Source organism: Pseudomonas sp. JE3303 (genome assembly GCF_056312565.1).
Map to the genome: position 1 here is coordinate 147,269 of NZ_JBWGIF010000014.1, position 24,982 is coordinate 172,250.

Sequence of the window (24,982 nt, forward strand, 5' to 3'; positions counted from 1 at the left end):
CGTTGGTATTCACGATCGGTTTTGACAGACCGGAATCTGAAATAAAACCGCATGTGCACCGCGTTATGGCGGCTGTGCGTGGGGCACCTCGGTGCGCCGGTTCAAGGTCACGCCTGGGCACGATGCGGAATACGCCTTGGAGCAAGCGTCGGTGCTGTTGGACTGCGTCTACAAGATGACGCTGGACGCAGGGGTCGATGGGAATGGCCAGATGGTCTGGGGTGCGCATTACCTCAGCGGAATGGCCAAGGCGCTGGTCGAGGATGTAACGCACGGGATGATGACGGGGCCTATTCGTTAGTCCAGCTGAACGAGGGGAAGGCGGGGAGTACGCCTACCCCTCGTGCTCTTGCAATACCTGTATTTTCATCAGTGCTGGTAGAACTTGCCCATGAAACCGTCCGTTGTTCTCAACCTAGAACGTAATGCAGTGCGTGAAAAGGTTGGCCGTTTTCGCACAGCAAACCCGCGAGTCTCGGCTCCGTTCTCCACGGCATCGATCGCGACGGTAGCGACCTTGATCTCTTGGTAGATACGTTGCCTGGTGCAACTCTGTTCGACTTGGGTGGATTGCAGATGGAGCTGGAGACTTTGCTGGGTCTTCAGGTTGATGTATTAACACCCGAGGATTTGCCGCCGACCTTTCGCGCTCAGGTGCTCGCTGAGGCACAGCCGGTGTGAACGCCAGCCGCTGCTTGGCATAGCTCCACCCTATGCAGCGCGCCAAATCGAATGCGCCAGTCTTGTTGAAGGTGCTCCAACCTGCACATTTCGTTATCCTCCGCCCCACCAGGCTCGTTCGTGTGGCTTTGAGGAGTACCCATCGTGGAAGAAGTTGACCACCTGACCAAAGAGCGCCTGCGGGAATGGCAGGTCCGCCGCCTGGCCATCAAGGACCAGATGCAGGACCACCCCGAGAAAACCCTTGAGCTGTCCCGCATACTGGACCTCATGGACGACGAGCACGAGCAGATCCTCCACGAGGCAAAACGTCAGCCCGCGAGCTCCAGCGCTCATCCCCTGGTCAACAACGGCGTGAATCTTCAGCTCACTGCAGCCGCCGCTACCCCGCAGGACCTGCGCAAACTCCTGGAGCTGGCCCTCTACGAGCTCGATGGCATGCTCGATCAGCCGGACACACCCGGCGCCCGCAGCATGTCCGGTACCCTCGGTGAATACCGATTTGAACTAGCGCTCGACGCCGAGCCCGTTACACCCGTGAGGTTGCATGCACCCGGAACACCATGACTTTTCCAACCCTGTTTTCCTGCCGATCACGGAGGAAACCTCCCAGGGCCTTCTGGGCGCTGAGGGCGCAAGCGGGCTTGGGTCGCTGAGCGACGCCGAGTTGGCGGCGGTCATGGTGATCCAGCACCTGGCGCAGGCGGGGGAGAAGAGCATTACCGCCGGCGGGGCCGAGAAGATCCTGGCGAAGCTCATCGGCTGGGCAATCGACACGCCTTATCCAGGCTTGCTGTCCGAAACCCAGCGGCTGTTCGACCAGCGCAAGCTCTACTTCGGCCTGGACATCCTCAAGACCTTGAACCTGCGCCTGCTGGACGCGGATGAAGTCGCGGCACGCGATTACCTGCTGCCCGATGGCAAGTGGGACCTTGCCTACAAGGTGCGACACCACGCCCGTCACGATCCGTTTACCAAGCAGATGGAAACCCCCGTTCGCAAGGAACGTTGGCTGAGCTCGGCCCAGGACAAGCTGGTGAGGACTTTTCGCGCCAACCTGGACGAAGACCTACACGTCCAAGGCTATGCCGGCGTCGGAAAAAGCCACTTGCTAGGGACGTTGATGGAGTGCCTGCCGCCCGGCCGGACGCTGCCCCTGGCGCGTACCGCCGGTAAGCTTGCGGCCCTGCGCCAGCGCCTGGGCGTTCCCGCCGACAAGCCACTGGGCATGACCTTTCAGGCGTTTGCCCTGGCCTTGCTCAAGGGACCCCGCGGCGGGTCGATCCCTCGAGCTGAAAAACCATCGGGCAGGCTTCCCACCAAGGCGGCGCTGGCCGAGGAACTGGCGATTTTCGGCTTTCGCGGCTACAGCGCCGAGCAGACGCTGGATATCTGCCTGGCGGTCGTCACGCGGTTCTGCGAATACTGGGATCAAAGCCTCGCGCTGCGGCATTTGCCGTTTTTCCAGCAGCCTTTGTCCAATGTCGAGAACCGGGTGCTGCTGGAGTACGCGAGCCGTGTGTGGACCTGGCTGGAAGCCCATCCGCAATGGGCCAGCCGTACCGGGTTCGAGGCGCTGCTGGACGTCAAGCGCGCTAGCCTCGCGGGGTGCGTGGTGCCTTCGCGCTTTACCCACGTCATCGTCGACGAAAGCCAGGACATCCCGGCGTCACTGCTGCAGATCATCGAGCGCGGGCGACAGGTATTGATCACTATGGGTGACGAGTACCAGAAGGCCAGTGGCCCGGTGGTCCGGCGCAAGCGCCAGGTTCGGCAGAGCGATGTCAGCTATTCGGTACGTTCAGGCCGCAAGGTGGAGGCCCTGGTCAATCCACTGATCTCGTTGCACTCCGAGAAGTCCAAAGTACCTTTTGAAGGCGCGCGCGACGCAGACGTCAGCATCGAGACCTATCCCGAGCGCTTCACCCCGCCCGAGGGCTGCGTCGTGCTGACCGCGTCTCGCTGGGACACCATGAAGTGGGCACTGGAGTTGTCCCGGGCCAACTGTGGTTTCAGCTTCTTCGACAAGGTGGCGGAGCAGGACATGAAGCGCTTCATGACCAGCGCCATCAAGCTGTTCAGGCCGCAGTTCTATGGAGTCGAAGGGCACGACGAATTGCACGCCAGCTTTGCCGAGCTCGCGGACTGGCGGCAAGTGCAGGAAGCCAGCCAGTTCGATCAGTCATTCGCGTGGGTCCAGTCCGAGCTGGAAAGAGGCTTCAACATGGCCGACCTGACAGCGCTGGACCGCATGATCACCAGCAATGCCGCTGGCTGCCTGTTGATGGTGGCAGAGGATGCGGGCGGCTGGGAATTCGACCAGGTGCTGCTGACCCCCGAGCTGCTGACCACCGTCCGATTCAAGGACGCCTACGAGTTCGACCAGCGAATCTGTGCGGTCTACATCGCCATTTCACGCGCCCGGCAGAAGCTCTTCCTGCCCTATGAGCTGAACGAGTGGATCGATTTCCACAAGGGCATGTTCCGCGAATCGCACGGGTATTAACGCACGCCGGGTTAGATACCTGGATGGCATATCTCATGACGGAGCCTGTTGGAAACATTGTGTTTATGCCTGTGGCAATTTTCTAGGCAGGAGCTGACAAAAGTTCCGGAAGCTCCTGACAGATTGAAAATTGGACATCTGTCAGTATTCAAGGCACTCGGCACAATGTCACACATCGGAGGCGTCATGAAGATTGGTAGGTTGGACTTGTGCGCGGGAGTAATCGTCACCGTTGTATGGGGCTGCAACTTTTCAGTGATAGGGCTAGGCTTGAAGTCGCTGGACCCGTTTCTGCTCACGTTGCTGAGATTCACGTTTTGCGCGTTCCCACTGGTTTTTTTCATAAAAAAACCAGCTGACGTCACCTATTCAACCCTTGCCGTCTATGGGACGGTGTTTGGCGCCGGTCTGTGGGGGGTGGTGAACCTGGCCATTTCCAGTGGGCTTTCAGCCGGATTGTCTTCTGTTTTCCTTCAGTTCAGCGCTTTCTTCACTATCATCCTGTGCGCGCTGTTCCTAAAGGAGCGTATCCAGAGTGCTCACTGGCTAGGGATGGCGCTCGCATCGACAGGTCTGATGCTGATTCTCGCTGCCGCTGAGCAACGCTCTACCACCCTGGGGATAGGGCTGGTGCTCATTGCCGCCGCCTCATGGTCGCTGTGCAATCTGATCGTGAAGATAAAACAGCCCGGAGACATGCTTGCCTTCATTATCTGGTCGAGTCTTTTCTCGCTGCCTGTCGTCCTGGCACTGACCCTCGCCTACAAAGGCACGGAGCCTTTCACCAGCATGCAGGCCGATATGACCTGGGGCGCGGCCTTCTCCATCATTTTCCAGAGCTACATAACGACTATCGTGGGGTACAGAGTCTGGAACAATCTGATGAAGAAATATCCTGCTGCGACGGTGGCTCCATTGTCGTTGCTGGTGCCAGTATCCGGCTTGATAAGTTCATACCTGTTCTTTGATGAAACATTGGATGACCAGCAGGTATTGGCGATCGGATTGATCATTGCGGGGATAGCGATTTTTATCAGCGCGCAGAGACTTCCTGCTTTGGGGTTTCTCAAACGGAGGGCAGGGTGAACTAACGGTCGTAAAGGGTAGAGGCAGACCTGCGTGATCTTCTACCTGCGAAAGGCATTTGCTACACAAGACGCCAGCGCTGAGGCTGGCGTCTTGCTCGACCGTTCAGTGGCTTGCGCCGCTTGTTACAGCGTCCATTTCAGGCTGAACATCACGTTGCGCGGGTCGCCGTAGACGCCCATGCCCGTGCCGTTCGGGATACCCTGCCAGTATTTCTCGTCGAAGACGTTGTTCAGGTTCACGCGGCCATCCCAATGCTCGTCGAAGCGGTAGCCGGCCATCAGGCCGACGACGCCGTAGCTGTCCTGCTCGGCATAACCTGTTCCTACGCGTTTGAAGGTCCCGCTTTGGGCGAAGACGTCCGCGCCCACGCGCCACTTGCTCAGGTCGCCGGTCAGGTTGTAGCTGGTGGCGGCCTTGAACAGGTGCTTGGGCTGGTCCGCAGCAAAGCGGCTGCCTTCGTAGGTGACATCCTTGACGTAAGTGCTCATGACGTAGGTGTACGCTGCGGAGAACTGCCAGTTCGGGGTCAGGGCACCGCTCAGTTCCGCATCGATACCACGGCTGCGAACTTCGCCGGCAGTGTCATAGCAGGTACGGTTCTGGGCGACGCAGACCGCCGGCTGGTTGGGAGTGGCGTATGCACGGTTTTCCTGTGTCATCTCGAACAGCGCTACCGAGCCGTTCAACGCGCCGTCCAGGTATTCGCCCTTCAGGCCGATCTCGTAGCTTTCGCCAGTCATCGGGTCCAGTACCGAGCCATCCACGGACTGCTCGCTCTGCGGCTTGAAGATCTCGGTGTAGCTCGCATAGGCGGAGTAGGTGTCGTTCAGGTCATAGATGATGCCTGCGTACGGGGTGAACTCGCGGGTAGCCTTGTAATCGCCGTCGCTGAGCTTGTTGTCGTAGTCCCACCAGCTCACCCGTCCGCCAACGATGATGTGCAACGGATCGATCGGGTTGAAGCGGGCCACGGCATAAGCGGCCTCTTCAATCGTTTCGTTTTTGCTGGAATAGGGGCTGCGTGTGCCAATGGAGGGTTTCGCGATACTGCCGGGATCGAAATTGTAGATGTCGACCGGAGTGCCAGACCAATAACCCCCGCGCTGATAGTAATTCTCCTGGCGACGGCTGATACCGGCCTTGAAGTCATGATCGCGGCCGAACAGCTGGAACGGGCCACCTAGCGAAGCATCGACGTTCAGCATGTCGTCGTCGGTGAGGTAGTGACCCGAAGCCGTGCCCAGGTCGGATACCGAGCTGTAGCTGTAGTCGGACGCAAGCGACGTCAGGTAGTTGGAAAACGTATCCGACTCACCCCAGATCTTCTGCGCAGCCACCTTGCCGGTCCAGCCATTGTCGAACTGGTGCGTGATGTCGCCGAACAGCGTGTAGTTGTCCTGGTCCCAGTACGCCCAGTCGCCACCGTAGAAAGTGGACCGCGACAACCCCAGGTTCTCGCCGTTAGGCCCACTCGGCAGACTGCCCCAGTCGGATTTCTTGTCTTCACGCTGCTTGGAAGCGCCAATGGTGAAGGTCGTCGAGTCGCTCAGGTCAGCTTCCAGGATGCCGTAGAACGTCTGGCGCTTGGTCTCGCGGACGTCGACAAAGCTGTTGTTGTCCTCGTAGACCGCGACCACACGTCCGCGCAAGGTGCCGGAATCATTGAGCTTGTTCGAGGCATCCACCTCGGTGCGGTAGCGGTCCCAGCTGCCAGCGCTGGTGGTGATGCTCAGCTGCGGCGTGGCGGTGGGGCGCTTGCGCACCAGGTTCAGGGTTGCCGAGGGGTCGCCGGCACCGGTCATCAGGCCAGTGGCGCCACGCACGACTTCGACACGGTCGTAGATGGCCAGGTCTGCCGAAGCGAGGGTGTCGAGCGAGAAGGTCCCGGCAGTCGTCGACAGGCCGTCGTACATGATGTTGTCGATGCGAAAGCCGCGTGCCAGGAATTCGCGGCGGTCCGAGCCAAACTTGCGCAGGGTGACACCTGGCGCGTATTTCACCACGTCATCAAGGCTGTTCATGCCTTGATCTTCGATGCGCTGGCGGGTGATCACGCTGACCGACTGCGGGGTTTCGCGGATCGACAGCGGCAGGCCGGTCGAGGTGCTCATGGATTTTGTGGTGTAGGAATTTGTGCCTTCCGTCGTAGCCTGGTTGGCTGCCGATTCCGCAGTTGCGGTGACTTGGCTGGCGCTGAGCTCGACCGCATCGGCAGCGTAGGCCTGGGATCCTGCCGCGGCGAGGGAAACCATCAGCGCAAGCGGGCGCAGGGTGTATGGATTCATTTTCGAATTGAACATCGGACACAACCCAAGGGGACTCAGGCCCTTGGGGCGGAGTCGAGGTAAATGTAAGAACGTCCGTGTAGGAAAAGTCGCGCCCAGCCGTAGGTGCCAGCAAAAGGCTATGTAATTGTGAAAAATATGTAAATAGAAATATTTAGCATTTGCAATCACGTTTACAGCTGAAACGTATTTGCAAACGTTCTCCGATGGTGTATGGACTCAGCCCGCGTGAGGCCGGTCGGAGGTGTAACGCTGAATGATGCGGTCCACCTCGCCCGACTGCTTCATCCGCACCAACGCCCGCAACACGCCCTGGGCGGGAACCGAGGTGTCGCTGCGCACCATGCAGCCAAGCTGCTGCTCATCGAGCACATGCACCGAACGCAGGCGCTGCGCGTCTGGCAGCTGGCGGTTGAACCAGTCCAGCGAGAGCTGGTTGCTGACGGCGTGCTGGTAGCGACCGGCATGCAGCTTGTGCAGCACCAGCAGCTGGCTGCGGCTGTCTTCGCGTTCCAGGTGACCGCTGGCGAAGAGAGGGTCGAGGGGCGGGTAGGCAAAGCCCAGCACCGTGCCGATGGCCTGGGCAGGCAGTTGTTCCGGGCGGGAGGGGCCAGCGGCGCCTGGAGCCGCGACCAGGAGGTCGTGCTGGGTAATTACCGGGACGCTCCACAGGTAGTCGCCGGGACGGTCATTGAGCCACTGGGTGGCCACGTAGCAGCGCACATCGATGTCGCCGTCTTCCATGGCCTGCTGCAAGCGCAGCCGCGCCATGACGTGGTACTCCGGGCGGGCCCCGGTGTGGCGGGCGATGGCCTCCATCAGGTCGTACAGAATACCCTCCACCGGCTGCTCGTTCTCGATGCGGATCAGCGGCATGCTCCAGCTCTCGGCGACCGAAAATCGCAGCACCGGCTCGCTCGCCAGGCCATGGGTTGCCCACAACAACAGGATCGCCAGACTTCGCCGCACGCGTACTCCTCCTTGATATGCCGATTTCGCGGGGTCGTCGCTTAGCTTAGACGAGATCGGCAGGGTGCAATTTTGCCCTCGCTCCGCTAGCATTAGCGGTCTTCTGCTTATCGGCTGCGATGGTTTTCATGAGTTATCAGGTTCTTGCACGTAAATGGCGTCCGCGCTCGTTCCGCGAAATGGTCGGCCAGACCCATGTGCTCAAGGCTCTGATCAATGCGCTGGACAATCAGCGCCTGCACCATGCGTACCTGTTCACCGGTACCCGCGGGGTGGGCAAGACCACCATCGCACGCATCATCGCCAAGTGCCTGAACTGCGAGACCGGCATCACCTCCACGCCTTGCGGCAGCTGCTCGGTGTGCCGGGAAATCGACGAGGGCCGCTTCGTCGACCTGATCGAGATCGACGCCGCCAGCCGCACCAAGGTCGAGGACACCCGCGAGCTGCTCGACAACGTGCAGTACGCCCCGAGCCGAGGGCGCTTCAAGGTCTACCTGATCGACGAAGTGCACATGCTCTCCAGCCACTCGTTCAACGCGTTGCTGAAGACGCTGGAAGAGCCGCCGCCCTACGTCAAGTTCATCCTCGCCACCACCGACCCGCAAAAACTGCCGGCGACCATCCTGTCGCGCTGCCTGCAGTTCTCGCTGAAGAACATGACGCCCGAGCGCGTGGTCGAGCACCTGAGCCATGTGCTCGGCGCCGAGAACGTGCCGTTCGAGCCGGATGCCCTGTGGTTGCTCGGGCGCGCCGCCGATGGCTCGATGCGCGATGCCATGAGCCTGACCGACCAGGCCATCGCCTTTGGTGAAGGCAAGGTGCTGGCCGCCGACGTGCGCGCCATGCTCGGCACCCTCGACCATGGCCAGGTGTACGGTGTGTTGCAGGCGCTGCTCGAAGGCGATGCCCGCGCACTGCTCGAAGCAGTGCGGCAGCTGGCCGAACAGGGTCCGGACTGGAGCGGCGTGCTGGCCGAGATGCTAAATGTGCTGCACCGCGTGGCAATTGCCCAGGCGCTGCCCGAGGCCGTGGACAACGGCCAGGGTGACCGCGACCGGGTGCTGGCGCTGGCTTCGGCACTGCCGGCCGAGGATGTGCAGTTCTACTACCAGATGGGCCTGATCGGCCGTCGTGACCTGCCGCTGGCGCCCGATCCCCGCGGCGGCTTCGAGATGGTCCTGCTGCGCATGCTGGCGTTCCGGCCGGCCGATGCCGACGATGCACCGAGACCGGTACTAAAGCCGGTGGGGATCAGCCAGGCCACAGCTGATTCCCCAAGTGCGGTGGCAGCGGCGGCGGTCGTCGCGCCGCCTGTAGTCGAAGCTCCAGTGCGGGCGCCTGCGCCCGTAGCAGCGCCACCGCGCACGCCTGAGCCCGAGCCGGCCCCCGGGCAGCCTGAAGAACATGTCGATCTGCCTTGGAATGATCCGGTAGAGACACCTGCGGCGGCTGCACCCAAGCCCGAACCCGAACCCGTTGTGGCGCCCGTCCCGGTGGCCTCCAGCCCCTCCGACGCGCATGAGCCGCCGTTCGATGACGGCGGCTACAACCCCGTGGGCATGGACCGCGATGACGAGCCGCCGCTGGACGAGGACTACTACGCGCCAGAAGTCGACCCGGTCGGCTTCAGCTACCTCGACGAGCTGGCCGAGCATGTGCATGAGCCCGACGAGGTGATCAGCGTCCCGGAACCACTGCCTGCCTCGCAACCGGCTACCGGATTGGCGCTGCAATGGCTGGAATTATTCCCACAGTTGCCGATCTCAGGGATGACCGGCAATATCGCCGCGAACTGTAGTCTTATTGCCGTGAACGGCGATGACTGGCTGTTGCACCTGGACCCGGCCCAGGGCGCCTTGTTCAACAGCACGCAGCAGCGGCGCCTGAACGAGGCCCTCAACCAGCACTTCGGCCGCACGCTCAGCCTGTCGATCGAACTGGTCCGGCCCGAGCAGGAAACCCCCGCCCAGGCTGCCGCGCGCAAGCGCGCCAACCGTCAGCGCGAGGCCGAGGAGGCGATCGACAGCGATCCGCTCATCCAGCAGATGATCCGCCAGTTCGGCGCCACCGTGCGGCAGGATAGTATTGAACCTGTGGACGCCCTGGTCAGCCAGGGCCAGTAACTTGATGAATCATGCGGCCGGCGCCTGTCGTCCGCATCACGTAACCCGATCGAGGAAATCCCCATGATGAAAGGTGGCATGGCAGGCCTGATGAAGCAGGCCCAGCAGATGCAGGAAAAAATGGCCAAGATGCAGGAAGAGCTGGCCAATGCCGAAGTGACCGGCCAGTCCGGCGCCGGCCTGGTCAGCGTGGTCATGACCGGTCGTCACGACGTCAAGCGCATCAGCCTCGATGACAGCCTGATGCAGGAAGACAAGGAAGTGCTCGAAGACCTGATCGCCGCCGCCGTCAACGACGCCGTGCGCAAGGTCGAGCAGAACAGCCAGGACAAGATGGGCGGCATGACCGCCGGCATGCAGCTGCCGCCGGGCTTCAAGATGCCGTTCTAAGCGGTACCGCGCGTGACCCCATGGGAGCATCGGCCTTGAGGTTGGTGCTCCCATTATTGTTTTATCCGTACTCGATGACTTGGCAGGCCAACACACCATGAGCTTCAGCCCCCTGATCCGCCAACTGATCGACGCCTTGCGCATTTTGCCCGGCGTCGGCCAGAAAACCGCACAGCGCATGGCGCTGCAATTGCTCGAGCGCGATCGCAGCGGCGGCACGCGCCTGGCACAGGCGCTGAGCCAGGCCATGGATGGCGTGGGACACTGCCGCCAATGCCGCACGCTGACCGAGCAGGAACTCTGCCCGCAATGTGCCGACCCACGCCGCGACGACACCCTGCTGTGCGTGGTGGAAGGTCCGATGGATGTGTATGCGGTCGAGCAGACCGGCTATCGCGGGCGGTACTTCGTGCTCAAGGGGCACCTGTCGCCACTGGACGGGCTGGGGCCCGATGCGATCGGTATTCCGCAGCTGATGCAGCGGGTGGCAGAGCAGGGCACGTTCACCGAAGTGATCCTGGCGACCAACCCGACGGTCGAGGGCGAAGCCACGGCCCATTACATCGCGCAGTTGCTGGCGGACAAGGGGCTGGTCGCATCGCGGATTGCCCACGGCGTGCCGCTGGGTGGAGAGCTGGAGCTGGTGGACGGCGGGACGCTGGCGCACTCCTTTGCGGGGCGCAGGCCGATTTCGCTGTAAGGGGGCGATCTGCAGGCAAACAGGTGCAATGCTGACTTTGCGTAGGAGCGGCCTTGTGCCGGGACGCCGGCCCGCGCGCAACGGGGCGGGGGACCGGCCCAAGGCCCCCCCCACACGGGGATTTGCGACTGCCGAGGATCTGCCTGTCAGTACTCCGTCAACAGGAACTCCGTCAGGCAGAACGTCGGCACGCCCGTGGCCTGCAACCGGCGCGAGCCTTCCAGCTCTGGCAGGTCGATGATCGCGGCAGCCTCGAATACCTGGGCGCCGGTGCGGCGGATCAGGTTGGTCGCGGCCAGCAGGGTACCGCCCGTGGCGATCAGGTCATCGAAGAGCACCACTGAATCACCTTCGCACAAGCTGTCGGCATGCACTTCCAAAAAGGCTTCGCCGTACTCGGTCTGGTAACCCTCCGACAACACATGGGCGGGCAGCTTGCCCTGCTTGCGGAACAGGATCAGCGGCTTGTTCAACTGGTGGGCGATGATCGATCCGATCAGGAAGCCACGCGCATCCATGGCGCCGATGTGGCTGAATTCGGCCTCGACATAACGTTCGATGAACTGGTCGGCGACGTAGCGCAAGCCGCGGGGCGACTGGAACAGCGGGGTGATGTCGCGAAAGATCACGCCTGCCTTGGGAAAATCGGGTACAGGGCGGATCAGGGCTTTGAGGTCGAAGGTGTCGCTGTGCATGAGGCGGGTATCCTGAAAATCGAATGCCCGCCAGTATAACCGGTCTGCGGCGGCTCAGGCCTCCATTGCGCCACCAGCGAGCGCGCACAGCTGGATCGGATCAAGGATATGCACTTCCTTGCCCTCGGCGCTGATCAGCCCATTTTGCTGGAAGCGAGTGAACACGCGCGAGACGGTTTCCACCGCCAATCCAAGATAATTGCCGATTTCATTGCGCGACATGCTCAGGCGGAACTGGTTGGCCGAGTAACCGCGTGCGCGGAAGCGCGCCGAGAGGTTGACCAGGAACGTGGCGATGCGCTCGTCGGCGGTCTTTTTCGACAACAGCAGCATCATCTGCTGGTCGTCGCGGATCTCCCGGCTCATCACCCTCATCAATTGGCGGCGCAACTGCGGCAGTTGCACCGACAGCTCGTCGAGGCGGTCGAAGGGTATCTCGCACACCGAGGTGGTTTCCTGGGCCTGGGCCGAGACCGGGTAGGCCTCGGCATCCATGCCCGACAAGCCGACCAGCTCGCTGGGCAGGTGGAAGCCGGTGATCTGCTCTTCGCCGGCATCGCTCAGGCTGAAGGTTTTCAAGGCGCCGGAGCGTACCGCGTAGACCGAGCCGAAATCGTCCCCTTGGCGGAACAGGAACTCGCCTTTTTTCAGCGGTCGCCCGCGTTTGACGATGTCATCCAGTGCATCCATGTCCTCGAGGTCGAGGGATAACGGAAGGCACAGGGGCGCCAGGCTGCAATCCTTGCAATGGGCCTGGTTGTTGGCGCGCAGTTTGACTGGCTCGGGCATTCGATCGATCCTTGTGGGAAAACACACATAAGCCGTAAGGGTAACCCACGGTGCAGGGTTGAGACCAGTGTGCGCTCCCTGCGCTGACATCCTCCTTGGTTCAGATCACGCGTGAAAAACGCTGGTGGTTGTGCATCGCGAGGTAGGCATCGAAGACCATGCACACCGACCGTACCAGCAGGCGTCCGGCCGGCAGTACCTTGATGCCCCTGTTATCCAGGTAGATCAGGCCGTCCTGGTGCATGGCCTGCAACTGCGGCCAGAGCGCCTTGAAGTAACCGGCAAAATCGAGGATGAAGGCTCGCTCGATGCTGTCGAAATCCAGTTCGAAGTGGCAGATCAGCTGCTGGATGACCGCGCGGCGCAGGCGATCGTCCTGGTTGCAGACCAGCCCACGTTGGGTTGCAAGCTGCGCGCCTGAGAGGGCGGCCTGGTAGGTGTTCAGGTCGCTGCTGTTCTGGCAGTACAGGTCGCCGACCTGGCTGATCGCCGACACCCCGAGGCCGATGAGGTCGCAGTGGCCGTGGGTGGTGTAGCCCTGGAAGTTGCGCTGCAGGGTGCCTTCTTCCTGGGCGATGGCCAGCTCGTCATCGGGCAGGGCGAAGTGGTCCATGCCGATGTAGCGGTAACCCGCCGCAGTCAACTGCTCGATGGTGGCTTGCAGCATTTCAAGCTTGGCCGCCGGGGCGGGCAGCTCGCCGCTGTCGATGCGCCGCTGGGGCATGAAGCGCTCGGGCAGGTGCGCGTAGTTGAACACCGAGAGGCGGTCGGGTTGCAGCCGGATGACTTCTTCGACGGTACGGGCAAACCCTTGTAGTGTCTGCCTGGGCAGGCCATAGATCAGGTCGAGGTTGACCGAGCGGAACTGCAACGTGCGCGCCGCTTCGATCAGCGTGCGGGTCTGCTCCAGGCTCTGCAGCCGGTTGACGGCGCGCTGCACCACCGGGTCCAGGTCCTGCACGCCGAGGCTCACGCGGTTGAAGCCCAGCTCGCGCAGCAGGCCCATGGTCGACCAGTCCGCCTCGCGCGGATCGATCTCGATGCCGTAGTCGCCCGAATCATCGTCCAGCAGGTTGAATTGCTCGCGCAGCCGCGTCATCAGCTGGCGCAGTTCCGAATGGCTGAGAAAGGTCGGGGTGCCCCCGCCAAAGTGCAATTGCTCGACACGCTGCCCCGGGTCCAGGTGGCAGGCGATCAGCTGGATTTCCTGCTCCAGGCGCTGCAGGTAGGGCAGGGCGCGGCCACGGTCCTTGGTGATGACCTTGTTGCAGGCGCAGTAGTAGCAGATGTTGGCGCAGAACGGCACGTGCACGTACAGCGACAGGGGGCGCACCGCGCGCCGGCTCTCGCGCAGGGCGTGCAGCAGCTCGAAGGAGCCCACCTCGCTGTGCAGCTGCACGGCGGTCGGATAGGAGGTGTAGCGTGGGCCGGCCAGGTCGTAGCGGCGGATCAGGTCGGAATCCCAACGAAGGTCGTCGAGCATGAGGGCGGTCCCCGGAGAAAGCAGCGGTGCCTGCAGTCTAGGGACCGCCCCTGAGTCTCGTGTTGATTCAAATCAACACCGCCTCAGTGGCCCATCAGCCAGTGCTGGTGCGGGCCGGGCAACGTCCACAGGCCGAACAGCATCACCAGCACGCCACCGGTCATGCGCACGCTGCGCTGGCGCAGCAGGCGGATGACGCGGTCGGCGGCAAGGCCGGTGGCCAGCAGCACCGGCCAGGTGCCCACGCCGAACGCGAGCATCAGGACGGCGCTGTCCACGGCGTTGCCCTGGCTGGCGGCCCAGAACAGCGTGCTGTAGACCAGTCCGCACGGCAGCCAGCCCCACAGCGCGCCCAGCAGCAGGGCGCGCGGCAGGCTGGACACCGGGAGCAAGCGCGTGGCCACTGGCTGGATATGCCGCCACAGGCCGCGGCCGAGTGCTTCGATGCGCGTCAGACCGCTCCACCAGCCGGCCAGGTAAAGCCCCATGCTGACCAGCAACAGGCCCGCTGCCACGCGCATGCCAAACGCTACCGGGCTGTTGGCGAGCGCCCAGCCAGCGAGGCCGAGCAACAGGCCGGCGGTGGCGTAACTGAGGATCCGCCCCAGGTTGTAGGCCAGCAGCAGACGCAGGCGGCGGCTGCGCTGTTCGGGGGGGATGGCCAGGGTAAGGGCGCCCATCAGGCCGCCGCACATGCCCAGGCAATGGCCGCCGCCAAGCAGGCCGAGGATCAGTGCGGAACCCAGCAGGGGAAGAAGATCAGGCACGGGGGTCGTCGTCCTCATCGCCGGTCTTGCGCTCGGCCTGGGGCTGGGCGCCCTGGTGACGAGGATCTTCGTCGTCGAACAGGATGCTGTGGGCGGGGCCTTCGAGGTCGTCGTACTGGCCGCTGTCCACGGCCCAGAAGAAGATATACACGGCAATGCCGACGATCAGCAGGGCGGCCGGGATCATGACGTAGAGGGCGGGCATGGGGACACTCCTGCTCAGGCCGTGGCGGGGTGGGAAAAGCCGGCCGTGGCCGCGGGGCACGGCGTGCGGGTCAGGCGCAGGGCGTTGAGCACCACGATCAGCGAGCTGACCGACATGCCGACCGCGGCCCACACCGGCGTGATCCACCCCAGCGCGGCAAACGGCAACATGAGGCCATTATACAAGCTTGCCCAGAGCAGGTTCTCGAGGATGATCCGCCGCGTGCGACGGGCCAGCGCGAAGGCCTGGACGAGCGACTGCAGGCGGTTGGACAGCAGCACCGCATCGGCGCTGGTCTTGGCCAGGTCGGTAGCCGAACCCATGGCAATGCTGATATCGGCCGCCGCCAGCACCGGCACGTCGTTGACCCCATCGCCCAGCATCAGCACCTTGCGGCCCTGGGCCTGGAGGGCCTTGAGCCGCGCCAGCTTGTCGTCCGGGCGCAGGCCGCCGCTGGCCTCGTCGATCTGCAATTGCGCCGCCACTTCGGCCACCATCGGCGAGCTGTCGCCGGACAGCAACAGGGTGCGCCAGCCACGCGCCTTGCAGGCCGCGACCAGTTCACCGGCATCGCTGCGCAGGCGGTCGTCGAGCACCAGCCAGGCCAGCAGCCCCTGGCGGTCGCCCAGCAGCAACCACTGGCCGTGATCGGTCGGCGCGTCCGGTACCGCTGCGCCGCTCAGGGCACAGACAAAGGCTGCCTGGCCAATGCGCAGCTCACGCTCGCCGACCTGCCCTCGCAGGCCCAGGCCAGGCTCGGTGCGGACGTTGTGCGCCGCTGCAGTCGCCCGCCCGAAGGCCCGGGCGATGGGGTGCTCGGAGCGGTTTTCCAGGGCGGCGGCCAGTTCCAGGCATTGCTCGCCCGTCAGGCTGCTCAAGGGAAGGACACTGCGCAGGACCAGTCGACCTTCTGTGAGCGTACCGGTCTTGTCGAAGATCACCGTGTCGATCTGGTTCAGCCCTTCGAGCACATGCCCCCGGGTCAGCAGCAAACCCAGGCCGTGCAAGGTGCCGGTGGCCGTGGTCAGCGCCGTCGGAGTGGCCAGCGACAGCGCGCATGGGCAGGTGGCAACCAGCATGGCCAGGACGATCCAGAACGCCCTCGGCGCATCCAGCTGCCACCACAACAGGCCGATGCCCGCTGCTGCGATCAGGCTGAACAGCAAGAACCACTGCGACGCCCGGTCGGCAATTTCCGCCAGGCGCGGTTTTTCCGACTGGGCGCGTTCGAGCAGGCGCACGATGGCTGACAGACGGGTGTTCTGGCCCAGTGCCTGGACTTCGACGGTAAGGGTGCTTTCCACGTTCAGCGTGCCCGCCGTGACGGCATCGCCGTGGCCGCGCGACTGGGGCAGGTATTCGCCGGTGAGCAGCGACTCGTCGATGCTCGAACGCCCGTCGACGATGCGCCCGTCAGCGGGAATCACCGCCCCCGGCTGTACCAGCACCCGCTCCCCCGCGCGCAGCTCGGTCAGCAGCACGCGCTGGCTCTGGCCGTGCCCGTCGAGACGCAGGCACGAGGCCGGCAGCAGGTTGACCAGTTGCGCGGTGGCCGCGGCCGTGCGCTCGCGGGCGCGACGTTCCAGGTAGCGGCCGGTGAGCAGGAACAGTGCGAACATGCCGACGGTGTCGAAATACAGCTCGCCGCTGCCGCTGATTGCCGTCCAGATTCCCGCGCCATAGGCCAGGCCGATGGCCAGCGACACCGACACATCCATGGTCAGGTGGCGCGTGCGCAGGTCGCGGGCCGCGCCCTTGAAAAACGGCGCGCAGCTGTAGAACACGATCGGGGTGGTCAGGAACAGCGCGACCCAGCGCAGGATGGTGTGCAGTTCCGGGCTAAGGTCGATATTGAATTCGGGCCAGGTGGCCATGGTCGCCATCATCGCCTGGAACCACAGCAGGCCCGCCACGCCCAGGCGGCGCAGGGCGGTGCGGTTCTCGCGGGCCAGTTGCCCGGCGGCCTGGTCGGGCTGGTAGGGGTGGGCGGCGTAGCCGATCTGGCGCAGTTCGGCGAGCAGGTGCGAGAGGGGCAGTTGTCCGCTTGCCCAGCTGACCTGCAAGCGGTGGTTGGACAGGTTCAGGCGTGCTTCGGTGACGCCTGGCAGGTTGCGCAGGTGTCTTTCGATCAGCCAGCCGCAGGCGGCGCAGCTGATGCCTTCGATGAGCAGCGTCGTCTCGGCCTGCTCGCCCTCGCGGCGCACGAACGGTTGCTGCACATCGGCGCGGTCGTACAGCGCCAGTTCGTCCTGCAGCTGCCGGGGCAGGGCCTCGGGGTTGGCGCTGGCCTCGCTGCGGTGCTGGTAGTAGCGCTCCAGGTTCCCTGCGACGATGGCCTCGGCCACCGCCTGGCAACCGGGGCAGCAGAAGGCCCGCGGCTGGCCCAGGACCACGGCGGTGAAGCGGGTGCCGGCGGGGACCGGGAGGGCGCAGTGGTAGCAGGGGGTGGGGTGGTTCATCGAAAAATCACTGTGGTCTTTTCCCGTGATGTTCCGCCGCTTGCAAGGCCTCATCCCCGAGCTGCAGCGTCACCCCATGCCCGACCTTTTCCTCTTCGAACAACCGCCACACCTGCCCCTCCTGCTCACCGAGCAATTCAACGAAGCGCCGTCCCTCGACCCGGTCATCCAGCTGCCCGACATACCGCCCAGGCGCACTCATGTTCAGCACCACCTTGCGGTCCTTGCCCGGCTGGGTCGGTGAGATCAGGTTCAGCTCCACGCTCTGCGGCGCGCTCTGGCCATCCAGGCGCAGTTGCACTTCACCCGTCAGGTCATCCAGATGCAAGCTCGCCTTCAAGCCCAGCGTCTGCGCCAGCAACTCGCGGTCCAGCGAGCGGTTGATGCCTTTGCCGGCCTCGTAGTAGTTGTCGTTGACCAGATTGTCCGGGTTGCGCACCGCAATGGTGACCATGGTCAGGCTCAGGCACACCGAGGTAGTCAGGATGCCGATGATGATCCAGGGCCAGAGGTGCTTGTACCAAGGGCTGGCGGCGGTGGCGGAAGGCATGCTGGGTTCTCTCAACGTATTTGCGGGCCGATGAACCGGCTCTGGGCTTCGACCTGCGAGTCGCCGTCGTCGGCGTCCTTGAGGAGGAAGGTGACTTCATTGGTGGTCGAGGGCAGGCGCTCGGGCGCCACCGACAGGCGCACCGGCAGGCTGACAATGTCGCCCGCGGGCACGCGGATCTCGCGCGCGCCTTCGAGCACCAGGCCCGGCAGGCCGCTGGCCTCGATCACGTAGACGTGGTCGTGCTGGTCCTTGTTCATCACCTTCAGGCTGTAGACGTTCTCGATCCGGCCCTGGGCATTCTCGCGGTAGAGCACGCGGTCCTTGCTGACGTCGAAGCCGACCAGCGAGCGGGTGGCGAAGGCGGCGGCAAGCAAGGCGATCATCGCCAGCAATACCAGCGCGTAGCCGATCAGCCGCGGGCGCAGCTTGTGGGTCTTCTGCCCCGACAGGTTGTGCTCGGTGGTGTAGCTGACCAGCCCCCTTGGGTAGTTCATCTTGTCCATGATGCTGTCGCAGGCGTCGACGCAGGCGGCGCAGCCGATGCACTCGATCTGCAGGCCGTCGCGGATGTCGATGCCGGTCGGGCAGACCTGCACGCACATCGTGCAGTCGATGCAATCACCCAGGCCCTTGGCCTTGTAGTCCGCGTCCTTCTTGCGCGGGCCACGCACCTCGCCACGCCGTGGATCGTAGGAGACGATCAGTGTGTCCTTGTCGAACATCACGCTCTGGAAGCGCGCGTACGGGCACATGTGCACGCAGACCTGCTCGCGCAGCCAGCCGGCGTTGCCGTAGGTCGCGAGGGTGAAGAAGCCCACCCAGAAATACGCCCAGCCATCGGCCTGGCCGGTGAAGAACTCCAGTACCAGCTCGCGGATGGGCGAGAAGTACCCGACGAAGGTCATGCCGGTGACAAAGCCGATCAGCAGCCAGAGGCTGTGCTTGGCGGTCTTGCGCACCAGCTTGTCGGCACTCATGGGTGACTTGTCGAGCTTGATGCGCTGGTTGCGGTCACCCTCGGTGACCTTCTCGCACCACATGAAGATCCACGTCCAGACACTTTGCGGGCAGGTGTAGCCGCACCACACCCGGCCCGCGAACACCGTGATGAAGAACAGCCCGAACGCCGAGACGATCAGCAGCCCCGACAGCAGGATGAAGTCCTGCGGCCAGATGGTCGCGCCAAAGATGTAGAACTTGCGCTCGGGCAGGTTCCACCACACCGCCTGGTGCTCGCCCCAGTTCAGCCAGACGGTGCCGAAATAGAGCAGGAACAACAGTGCCCCAGCCACCCTGCGCAGGTCGCGGAACATGCCGGTGAAGGCCCGGGTGTAGATCTTTTCACGGGAGGCATAGAGGTCGACGCTGTCACTGTGCTTGCTGGCAGGCGGGGTGACATCGTGTACCGGAATCTGCTTGCTCATCATCGAGTCCCACGGCAGTGGAAGGGTGCCGCGGCCAGTGCATGCCGGCCGCAGTCGTGAAGCCTATGGCGCATCGGGCGCATGATACGCCGGTGGCGACGCCCCTGGAGAGCGTTGCCATTGATCCAGATCATCCAGCCGAGAGTCAGTCGGCCTTTGCCGGCGTTTCCTCTTCCGGATGCGACAGGCTGTACACATACGCCGCCAGCAGGTGCACCTTGTCATTGCCCTGCAACTGCGCCTGCGCCGGCATCTGGCCCTGGCGGCCGTAGCGGATGGTCTGCTGCAGCTGGGCAAAGCTCGAACCGTAGATGAACGCCTGCGGATGGGTCAGGTCGGGCGCGCCCATCACCGGCGTGCCCTTGGCCTCGGGGCCATGGCACGCGACGCAGTTGGCGGCGAAGATCTTCTGCCCGTTGACCGGATCGGCCTTGATGTCTTCCGGCAGTGCCCGGCCATCGAGATTGGTCAGCACGAAGGCGGCGACGTCGGCCACGCCCTGTTCGCCGATCACTGCCGACCAGGCCGGCATGACGCCGTGGCGGCCGTTCATGATGCTGGTCTTGATGGTCTCGGGTTCGCCACCCCAGCGCCAGTCCTGGTCGGTCAGGTTGGGGAAGCCATAGGCGCCCTTGGCGTCCGAGCCGTGGCACACCGAACAGTTGGAGGCGAACAGCCGCGCGCCCATCTTCAATGCTTGCGGCTCCCTGGCCACGTCCTCGATGGGCATGGCGGCGTATTTGGCGAAGATCGGCCCGAAGCGGGCATCGGCCTTGGCCATTTCCTTTTCCCACTCGTGCACGCCGGTCCAGCCGGCCTGCCCGTTGGCGAATTCCGAAGAATCCTGGTAACCGGGCAGGATGCCTTTCCAGTTGCCCAGGCCTGGGTACAGCACCAGGTAGCCCAGTGAGAAGATGATGGTGGCGACGAACAGCCAGAACCACCATTTGGGCAGTGGGTTGTCGTATTCCTCGATGCCATCGAAGGCGTGGCCCACGGTTTCGTCGGTGACGTCGCTGCGCTGGCCCTTGCGGGTCGACAGCAGCAGCCAGGTCAGGGCGAAGAGGGTGCCCAGGGTCAGGACGGTGACGTACAGACTCCAGAAGGTGCTCATGCTTTGTTACTCCTCGAAGCGCTCGCTTTGGCTTGCTCAACGTGCCTGATCGCTTCGGGATCGTCCGCGAAAGGCAGCAAGGTCGCTTCGTCGAAGTCTTTCTTGCGTCGGCCGCTGAACACCCACAGTGCCAGCCCGACAAAAGCCACCAGCACCACGACGGTGCCGAGACCGCGAATCATCCCGATATCCATCACAGTCACCGTTTGCTCTTGATGAGGGTGCCCAGGCCTTGGAGGTAGGCCACCAGGGCGTCCATTTCGGTCTTGCCCTTGACCGCGTCACGGGCGCCGGCGATGTCGGCATCGGTGTACGGCACGCCCAGGGTGCGCAGGACCTCGAGTTTTTTCGGGGTGTCCTGGCCATCCAGGGTGTTTTCCACCAGCCACGGGTAGGACGGCATCTTCGACTCCGGCACCACGTTGCGCGGGTTGTAGAGGTGCGCGCGGTGCCAGTCATCGGAGTAGCGGCCGCCCACCCGGGCGAGGTCCGGGCCGGTGCGCTTGGAGCCCCACAGGAAGGGGTGGTCCCACACGCTTTCGCCCGCCACCGAATAGTGCCCGTAGCGTTCGGTCTCGGCGCGGAACGGGCGGATCATCTGCGAGTGGCAGCCCACGCAGCCTTCGCGGATATACACGTCACGGCCTTCGACCTCCAGCGCGGTCCGCGGCTTCATGCCCTCGATCGGCTTGTTCGTCACGTCCTGGAAAAACAGCGGGACGATCTGGGTCAGGCCGCCGATGCTCACGGCGATGACCATGAACAGGGCCAGCAGGCCGATGTTCTTCTCGACGACTTCATGTTTCATCAGTGAGCTCCCACGACGACGATGCGGGCGGCGGCTTCAGCCTCGGCCGGCTCGGCGGCGCGCACGGTGCGGTAGACGTTGTAGGCCATCAGCAACATGCCCGAGGCGAAGATCGCACCGCCCAGGGCGCGGACGATATAACCCATGTGACTGGCCTGCAGCGCCTCGACGAAGGAGTAGGTGAGGGTGCCGTCGTCGTTGATCGCACGCCACATGAGGCCCTGGGTGATGCCGTTGACCCACATCGAGGCGATGTACAGCACGGTGCCGATGGTCGCCAACCAGAAGTGCGCATTGATCAGGCCGACGCTGTGCATCTGCGCACGGCCATACAGGCGCGGGATCATGTGGTACACCGCGCCGATCGAGATCATCGCGACCCAGCCCAGAGCGCCGGCGTGGACGTGGCCGATGGTCCAGTCGGTGTAGTGCGACAGCGAGTTGACCGTCTTGATCGCCATCATCGGGCCTTCGAAGGTCGACATGCCGTAGAAGGCCAGAGACACCACCAGGAAGCGCAGGATCGGGTCGGTGCGCAGTTTGTGCCAGGCACCCGACAGGGTCATCATCCCGTTGATCATGCCGCCCCAGCTCGGCGCCAGCAGGATGATCGACATCACCATGCCCAGCGACTGGGCCCAGTCGGGCAGGGCGGTGTAGTGCAGGTGGTGCGGGCCGGCCCAGATGTACAGGGTGATCAGCGCCCAGAAGTGCACGATCGACAGGCGATACGAGTAGATCGGCCGTTCAGCCTGCTTGGGCACGAAGTAGTACATCATCCCCAGGAAACCCGTGGTCAGGAAAAAGCCCACGGCGTTGTGGCCATACCACCACTGGATCATCGCATCGGTCGCGCCGGCGTACGCCGAGTACGACTTGAACAGGCTCACCGGCAAGGAGATGTGGTTGACGATGTGCAGCATCGCCGTGACCACGATGAAGGCGCCGTAGAACCAGTTGCCGACATAGATGTGCTTGGTGTTGCGCTTGACGATGGTGCCGAAGAACACCACGCCATAGGTTATCCAGACGATGGCCAGCAGGATCGCGATTGGCCATTCGAGCTCGGCGTATTCCTTGGTGGTGGTATAGCCCATCGGGAGGGTGATCAGCGCGCTGACGATCACCGCCTGCCAGCCCCAGAAGGTAAAGGCCGCCAGGCTGTCGGAGATCAGCCGCGTCTGGCACGTTCGCTGGACCACATAGTAGGAGGTCCCGAACAGCGCACAGCCGCCGAAGGCGAAGATCACCAGGTTGGTGTGCAGCGGGCGCAGGCGGCCGAAGCTGGTCCAGGGCAAGTCCAGGTTCAGTTCTGGCCAGACCAGCTGGGAGGCGATGAACACCCCGACTCCCATGCCAAGGATTCCCCAGACCACCGTCATGATGGCGAACTGGCGGACGACCTTATAGTTATAAGCAGTCGGACTGATTGCTGTAGTCATTCTAAGGCACCACGGTTTTTGGATATTCTTGTTGATCGACGTTGCACGGCGTCGTGAGGCGTCTCGATTGTACACAAACAAATCTTTGTAATGTGTACTGTTTTTCGCCTTTTTCTGTCCGTTTGGTCAAGCTTTTTTTCAGGTGCCGGGAAGGCGAGGCCGGCGCGGTAGCCATGCGGGGTGTGGGGCTACTCGACGGGAAAGTCTAGTTCTGCTGGGAGGGGGTGCAAGGTGGCCTGTAGGAGCGGCGGTTCGGCGTCCCGACTTGCCTGCGATGCACCGCGCGGGCGGCGCTCGATCTTGTGTATTAATCGCCCAGCTTGGCCCAGAATTCTTCGGCAGAGGGGCTGATTGGGGCGGTGGGACGAGTGAGGTGAATTTCCAAGGGAATATCCCAGCTTTCGTCGAGCGCTCTGACCAGCCGACCGTCAGCCATTTCCTGTTCTGTCAGGGTTTTCGGCAACCATGCGACACCCTTGCTTTCCAAGGCCATGGACATCAGCACTGCTGCCAGGTGGCTGCTGAAAAGCGGCTTGAGGTGAAGGTAGTCCCTCTTCCCGTAAAGTCGGTGAGCGACGATGCGGCCTAGACCCGATTCCTCGGTGTACGCCAAGTAGGGCATCGTCTCAGGTGAGGTACCAAAATTGGCAGAGGCGCTTGCCAAAGGCACGAGCACATCCTCTCCTACCTTTTTCCCAATAAACTGATCGGGGGCCAGTAACGGCGGAACGTCGGGATGGCGATGGCACAGCAGGAACTGAACCTGGCCGTGGGTCAGCATCTGCTCACAAACAGCCATGCTGTCCGAGTGCAAGCGTACAGCCTCTATCGGAGCGCCGTTTTCAGTGCGTCTCAGCCATCGTGGAAAAAATGTGAATGACAGGGAGTGAGTCGCTGCAAATTGCAACGTCCTGGCTGCCATTCCAGCCACCTCCTGTGCCTCTGTGCGCATCCTGTACAGCCGTCTGGCAGCCTCCTGAGCGGTGGGCAAAATCTGCCGCCCTGCCTCGGTAAGCGTTGCACCTTGGGGGGTGCGCACAAACAACTCCACCCCCATCCAATTCTCTAATGAACGTACTCTGCGGCTGAATGCCGGCTGAGTAACGTGTCGCGCTTCTGCGGCGCGAACAAAGCTGCCGTATTCCGCAAGAGCTGATAAATCCTCGAGCCAGACGAGTTCCAAAGGCAATGCCTCCTGTGCATAGGGCGCGGCATTAATAGCATTGGGCGAGTGTCATCGCAAAGCATACGGTGAGGCCACCAACAACAAGAGGAACCCGTCATGCGTATCGTCGACATCCGTGAAAAAACAGTTTCGATTGCTTCCCCAATCGCCAATGCCTACATCGATTTTTCCAAAATGACCTGTTCGGTCGTCGCTGTTGTCACGGATGTGATTCGCGATGGTAAACCTGTCATCGGCTACGGTTTCAACTCCAACGGTCGCTATGGTCAAGGCGCCTTGATGCGTGATCGCTTCCTGGCGCGAGTCATGGAAGCTGATCCGGATACTCTTATCGACCATGAGAACAACAACCTGGATCCGTTCGCCATCTGGAAGGCCCTGATGACCAACGAAAAGCCAGGTGGCCACGGCGAGCGTTCAGTGGCAGTCGGCACCATTGACATGGCCGTGTGGGATGCAGTTGCCAAGATCGAAGGCAAGCCGCTCTACCGCCTGCTGGCCGACCGTTACCGCGATGGCGTGGCAGATGACAAGGTTTGGGTTTATGCGGCAGGTGGCTATTACTATCCGGGCAAAGACCAGACCAAGCTCAAGGCAGAGATGCAGAGCTATCTGGATCGAGGCTACGACGTCGTCAAGATGAAGATCGGTGCGGTGCCACTGGACGAAGATATCCGGCGCATCGAAGCGGTACTCGAAGTGGTTGGAGACGGTCGTCGTCTGGCGGTCGATGCCAACGGTCGCTTCGATCTGCAGACAGGTATTGCGTACGCCGAAGCCATCGGAAAGTACGACCTGTTCTGGTACGAAGAGGTCGGCGATCCGCTGGACTATGCACTCCAGGCCGAGTTGGCCAATCACTATGAACTGCCGATGGCTACTGGTGAAAACCTGTTCTCCCACCAGGATGCACGTAACTTGCTGCGCCACGGTGGCATGCGCCCTGATCGCGACTATCTCCAGTTCGACTGTGCATTGTCCTACGGGCTAGTGGAGTACATGCGAACTCTGAAAGTGATGGAAGAAATGGGTTGGTCTTCTCGCCGCGTAGTGCCGCACGGTGGTCACCAGATGTCCCTGAATATCGCTGCAGGCCTGCACCTGGGCGGTAACGAATCCTATCCAGACGTATTCCAGCCATTCGGTGGATTCGCTGACGGGATCCGTGTCGAAAACGGCTACGTCGGCCTGCCGGATATTCCAGGTGTCGGTTTCGAAGCCAAGTCCACCTTGTACGCCGTCATGCGCGAGTTGGGCGAAGGCTGATCCTCCCTCGGTCTGCGGCCTCGCTGGACGAGGCCGCAGATTGAG

24 protein-coding genes are annotated in these 24,982 nt (G+C 62.8%); 9 read left to right on the forward strand and 15 right to left on the reverse strand.

Annotation, left to right across the window (positions count from 1 at the left end; genetic code table 11):
• Positions 1-91: 91 nt before the first annotated feature.
• From AC0ZZU_RS20135 to AC0ZZU_RS20155, 5 genes are all read left to right on the forward strand, one after another.
• Positions 92-301, forward strand: coding sequence for a DUF3077 domain-containing protein (locus tag AC0ZZU_RS20135; RefSeq protein WP_476343020.1), 210 nt, complete (start codon positions 92-94; stop codon positions 299-301).
• A 236-nt stretch (positions 302-537) separates the two neighbouring features.
• On the forward strand, positions 538-681 hold the full coding sequence (locus tag AC0ZZU_RS20140) for a nucleotidyltransferase family protein (protein WP_476343102.1): 144 nt from the start codon (positions 538-540) through the stop codon (positions 679-681).
• Between the two features lie 144 nt (positions 682-825).
• On the forward strand, positions 826-1,248 hold the full coding sequence (locus AC0ZZU_RS20145; RefSeq protein ID WP_476343021.1) for a hypothetical protein: 423 nt from the start codon (positions 826-828) through the stop codon (positions 1,246-1,248).
• Entirely contained in the window at positions 1,229-3,187 is a 1,959-nt protein-coding gene (locus AC0ZZU_RS20150) for a hypothetical protein (RefSeq protein ID WP_476343023.1), read from the forward strand. The genes AC0ZZU_RS20145 and AC0ZZU_RS20150 overlap by 20 nt, the downstream gene beginning before the upstream one ends.
• A gap of 186 nt (positions 3,188-3,373) precedes the next feature.
• Positions 3,374-4,273, forward strand: a complete 900-nt coding sequence (locus AC0ZZU_RS20155; protein ID WP_476343025.1) for an EamA family transporter — start codon at positions 3,374-3,376, stop codon at positions 4,271-4,273.
• Between the two features lie 125 nt (positions 4,274-4,398).
• On the opposite strand, the gene AC0ZZU_RS20160 is transcribed toward AC0ZZU_RS20155, so the two are convergent.
• Together AC0ZZU_RS20160 and AC0ZZU_RS20165 are read right to left on the reverse strand one after the other, a co-directional pair.
• The gene (locus tag AC0ZZU_RS20160) at positions 4,399-6,561 is read right to left on the reverse strand and encodes a TonB-dependent siderophore receptor (RefSeq protein ID WP_476343103.1); all 2,163 of its coding nucleotides are present in this window, start codon (positions 6,559-6,561) and stop codon (positions 4,399-4,401) included.
• A 219-nt stretch (positions 6,562-6,780) separates the two neighbouring features.
• Complete coding sequence (locus tag AC0ZZU_RS20165; protein ID WP_476343027.1) at positions 6,781-7,530, reverse strand: substrate-binding periplasmic protein; 750 nt, start codon at positions 7,528-7,530, stop codon at positions 6,781-6,783.
• Positions 7,531-7,658: 128 nt separating this feature from the next.
• Between AC0ZZU_RS20165 and dnaX the strand changes: the two genes are divergently transcribed.
• The 3 genes from dnaX (at position 7,659) to recR (ending at position 10,746) form a co-directional block, all read left to right on the forward strand.
• The gene (dnaX, locus tag AC0ZZU_RS20170) at positions 7,659-9,656 is read left to right on the forward strand and encodes a DNA polymerase III subunit gamma/tau (RefSeq protein ID WP_476343028.1); all 1,998 of its coding nucleotides are present in this window, start codon (positions 7,659-7,661) and stop codon (positions 9,654-9,656) included.
• 63 nt (positions 9,657-9,719) lie between these two features.
• On the forward strand, positions 9,720-10,046 hold the full coding sequence (locus AC0ZZU_RS20175) for a YbaB/EbfC family nucleoid-associated protein (RefSeq protein ID WP_119143025.1): 327 nt from the start codon (positions 9,720-9,722) through the stop codon (positions 10,044-10,046).
• Positions 10,047-10,143: 97 nt separating this feature from the next.
• Positions 10,144-10,746, forward strand: a complete 603-nt coding sequence (gene recR / locus AC0ZZU_RS20180; protein WP_476343030.1) for a recombination mediator RecR — start codon at positions 10,144-10,146, stop codon at positions 10,744-10,746.
• A gap of 146 nt (positions 10,747-10,892) precedes the next feature.
• On the opposite strand, the gene AC0ZZU_RS20185 is transcribed toward recR, so the two are convergent.
• The 13 genes from AC0ZZU_RS20185 to AC0ZZU_RS20245 form a co-directional block, all read right to left on the reverse strand.
• A complete protein-coding gene (locus tag AC0ZZU_RS20185) occupies positions 10,893-11,441 on the reverse strand; it encodes an adenine phosphoribosyltransferase (protein WP_476343031.1) in 549 nt (182 codons plus the stop codon).
• 54 nt (positions 11,442-11,495) lie between these two features.
• Positions 11,496-12,230, reverse strand: coding sequence for a Crp/Fnr family transcriptional regulator FnrA (gene fnrA / locus AC0ZZU_RS20190; RefSeq protein WP_476343033.1), 735 nt, complete (start codon positions 12,228-12,230; stop codon positions 11,496-11,498).
• A 100-nt stretch (positions 12,231-12,330) separates the two neighbouring features.
• Positions 12,331-13,713 carry an oxygen-independent coproporphyrinogen III oxidase gene (hemN, locus tag AC0ZZU_RS20195; RefSeq protein ID WP_476343034.1) on the reverse strand — a complete coding sequence of 461 codons (1,383 nt, stop codon included), beginning with the start codon at positions 13,711-13,713 and terminating at the stop codon, positions 12,331-12,333.
• Between the two features lie 83 nt (positions 13,714-13,796).
• The gene (locus AC0ZZU_RS20200) at positions 13,797-14,480 is read right to left on the reverse strand and encodes a sulfite exporter TauE/SafE family protein (protein ID WP_476343036.1); all 684 of its coding nucleotides are present in this window, start codon (positions 14,478-14,480) and stop codon (positions 13,797-13,799) included.
• Entirely contained in the window at positions 14,473-14,685 is a 213-nt protein-coding gene (gene ccoS / locus AC0ZZU_RS20205) for a cbb3-type cytochrome oxidase assembly protein CcoS (protein WP_476343038.1), read from the reverse strand. Before ccoS ends, AC0ZZU_RS20200 begins: the two co-directional genes overlap by 8 nt.
• Positions 14,686-14,699: 14 nt before the next feature.
• Positions 14,700-17,144: a heavy metal translocating P-type ATPase gene (locus tag AC0ZZU_RS20210; RefSeq protein WP_476343040.1), complete on the reverse strand. Its 2,445-nt coding sequence runs from the start codon at positions 17,142-17,144 to the stop codon at positions 14,700-14,702.
• Positions 17,145-17,151: 7 nt separating this feature from the next.
• On the reverse strand, positions 17,152-17,694 hold the full coding sequence (locus AC0ZZU_RS20215; RefSeq protein WP_476343041.1) for a FixH family protein: 543 nt from the start codon (positions 17,692-17,694) through the stop codon (positions 17,152-17,154).
• A gap of 11 nt (positions 17,695-17,705) precedes the next feature.
• Complete coding sequence (gene ccoG, locus AC0ZZU_RS20220; RefSeq protein ID WP_476343042.1) at positions 17,706-19,121, reverse strand: cytochrome c oxidase accessory protein CcoG; 1,416 nt, start codon at positions 19,119-19,121, stop codon at positions 17,706-17,708.
• Positions 19,122-19,266: 145 nt separating this feature from the next.
• Positions 19,267-20,235: a cytochrome-c oxidase, cbb3-type subunit III gene (gene ccoP / locus AC0ZZU_RS20225; RefSeq protein ID WP_476343043.1), complete on the reverse strand. Its 969-nt coding sequence runs from the start codon at positions 20,233-20,235 to the stop codon at positions 19,267-19,269.
• On the reverse strand, positions 20,232-20,429 hold the full coding sequence (locus AC0ZZU_RS20230; RefSeq protein WP_158461600.1) for a cbb3-type cytochrome oxidase subunit 3: 198 nt from the start codon (positions 20,427-20,429) through the stop codon (positions 20,232-20,234). Before AC0ZZU_RS20230 ends, ccoP begins: the two co-directional genes overlap by 4 nt.
• Before the next feature lie 5 nt (positions 20,430-20,434).
• A complete protein-coding gene (gene ccoO / locus AC0ZZU_RS20235) occupies positions 20,435-21,043 on the reverse strand; it encodes a cytochrome-c oxidase, cbb3-type subunit II (RefSeq protein WP_476343044.1) in 609 nt (202 codons plus the stop codon).
• A complete protein-coding gene (gene ccoN, locus AC0ZZU_RS20240; protein ID WP_476343045.1) occupies positions 21,043-22,485 on the reverse strand; it encodes a cytochrome-c oxidase, cbb3-type subunit I in 1,443 nt (480 codons plus the stop codon). Before ccoN ends, ccoO begins: the two co-directional genes overlap by 1 nt.
• A gap of 307 nt (positions 22,486-22,792) precedes the next feature.
• Positions 22,793-23,668, reverse strand: a complete 876-nt coding sequence (locus AC0ZZU_RS20245) for a LysR family transcriptional regulator (protein WP_476343047.1) — start codon at positions 23,666-23,668, stop codon at positions 22,793-22,795.
• A 99-nt stretch (positions 23,669-23,767) separates the two neighbouring features.
• On the opposite strand from AC0ZZU_RS20245, the gene AC0ZZU_RS20250 reads away from it, so the two are divergent.
• Positions 23,768-24,937: a mandelate racemase/muconate lactonizing enzyme family protein gene (locus AC0ZZU_RS20250; protein WP_476343049.1), complete on the forward strand. Its 1,170-nt coding sequence runs from the start codon at positions 23,768-23,770 to the stop codon at positions 24,935-24,937.
• The last annotated feature ends 45 nt before the right edge of the window (positions 24,938-24,982 follow it).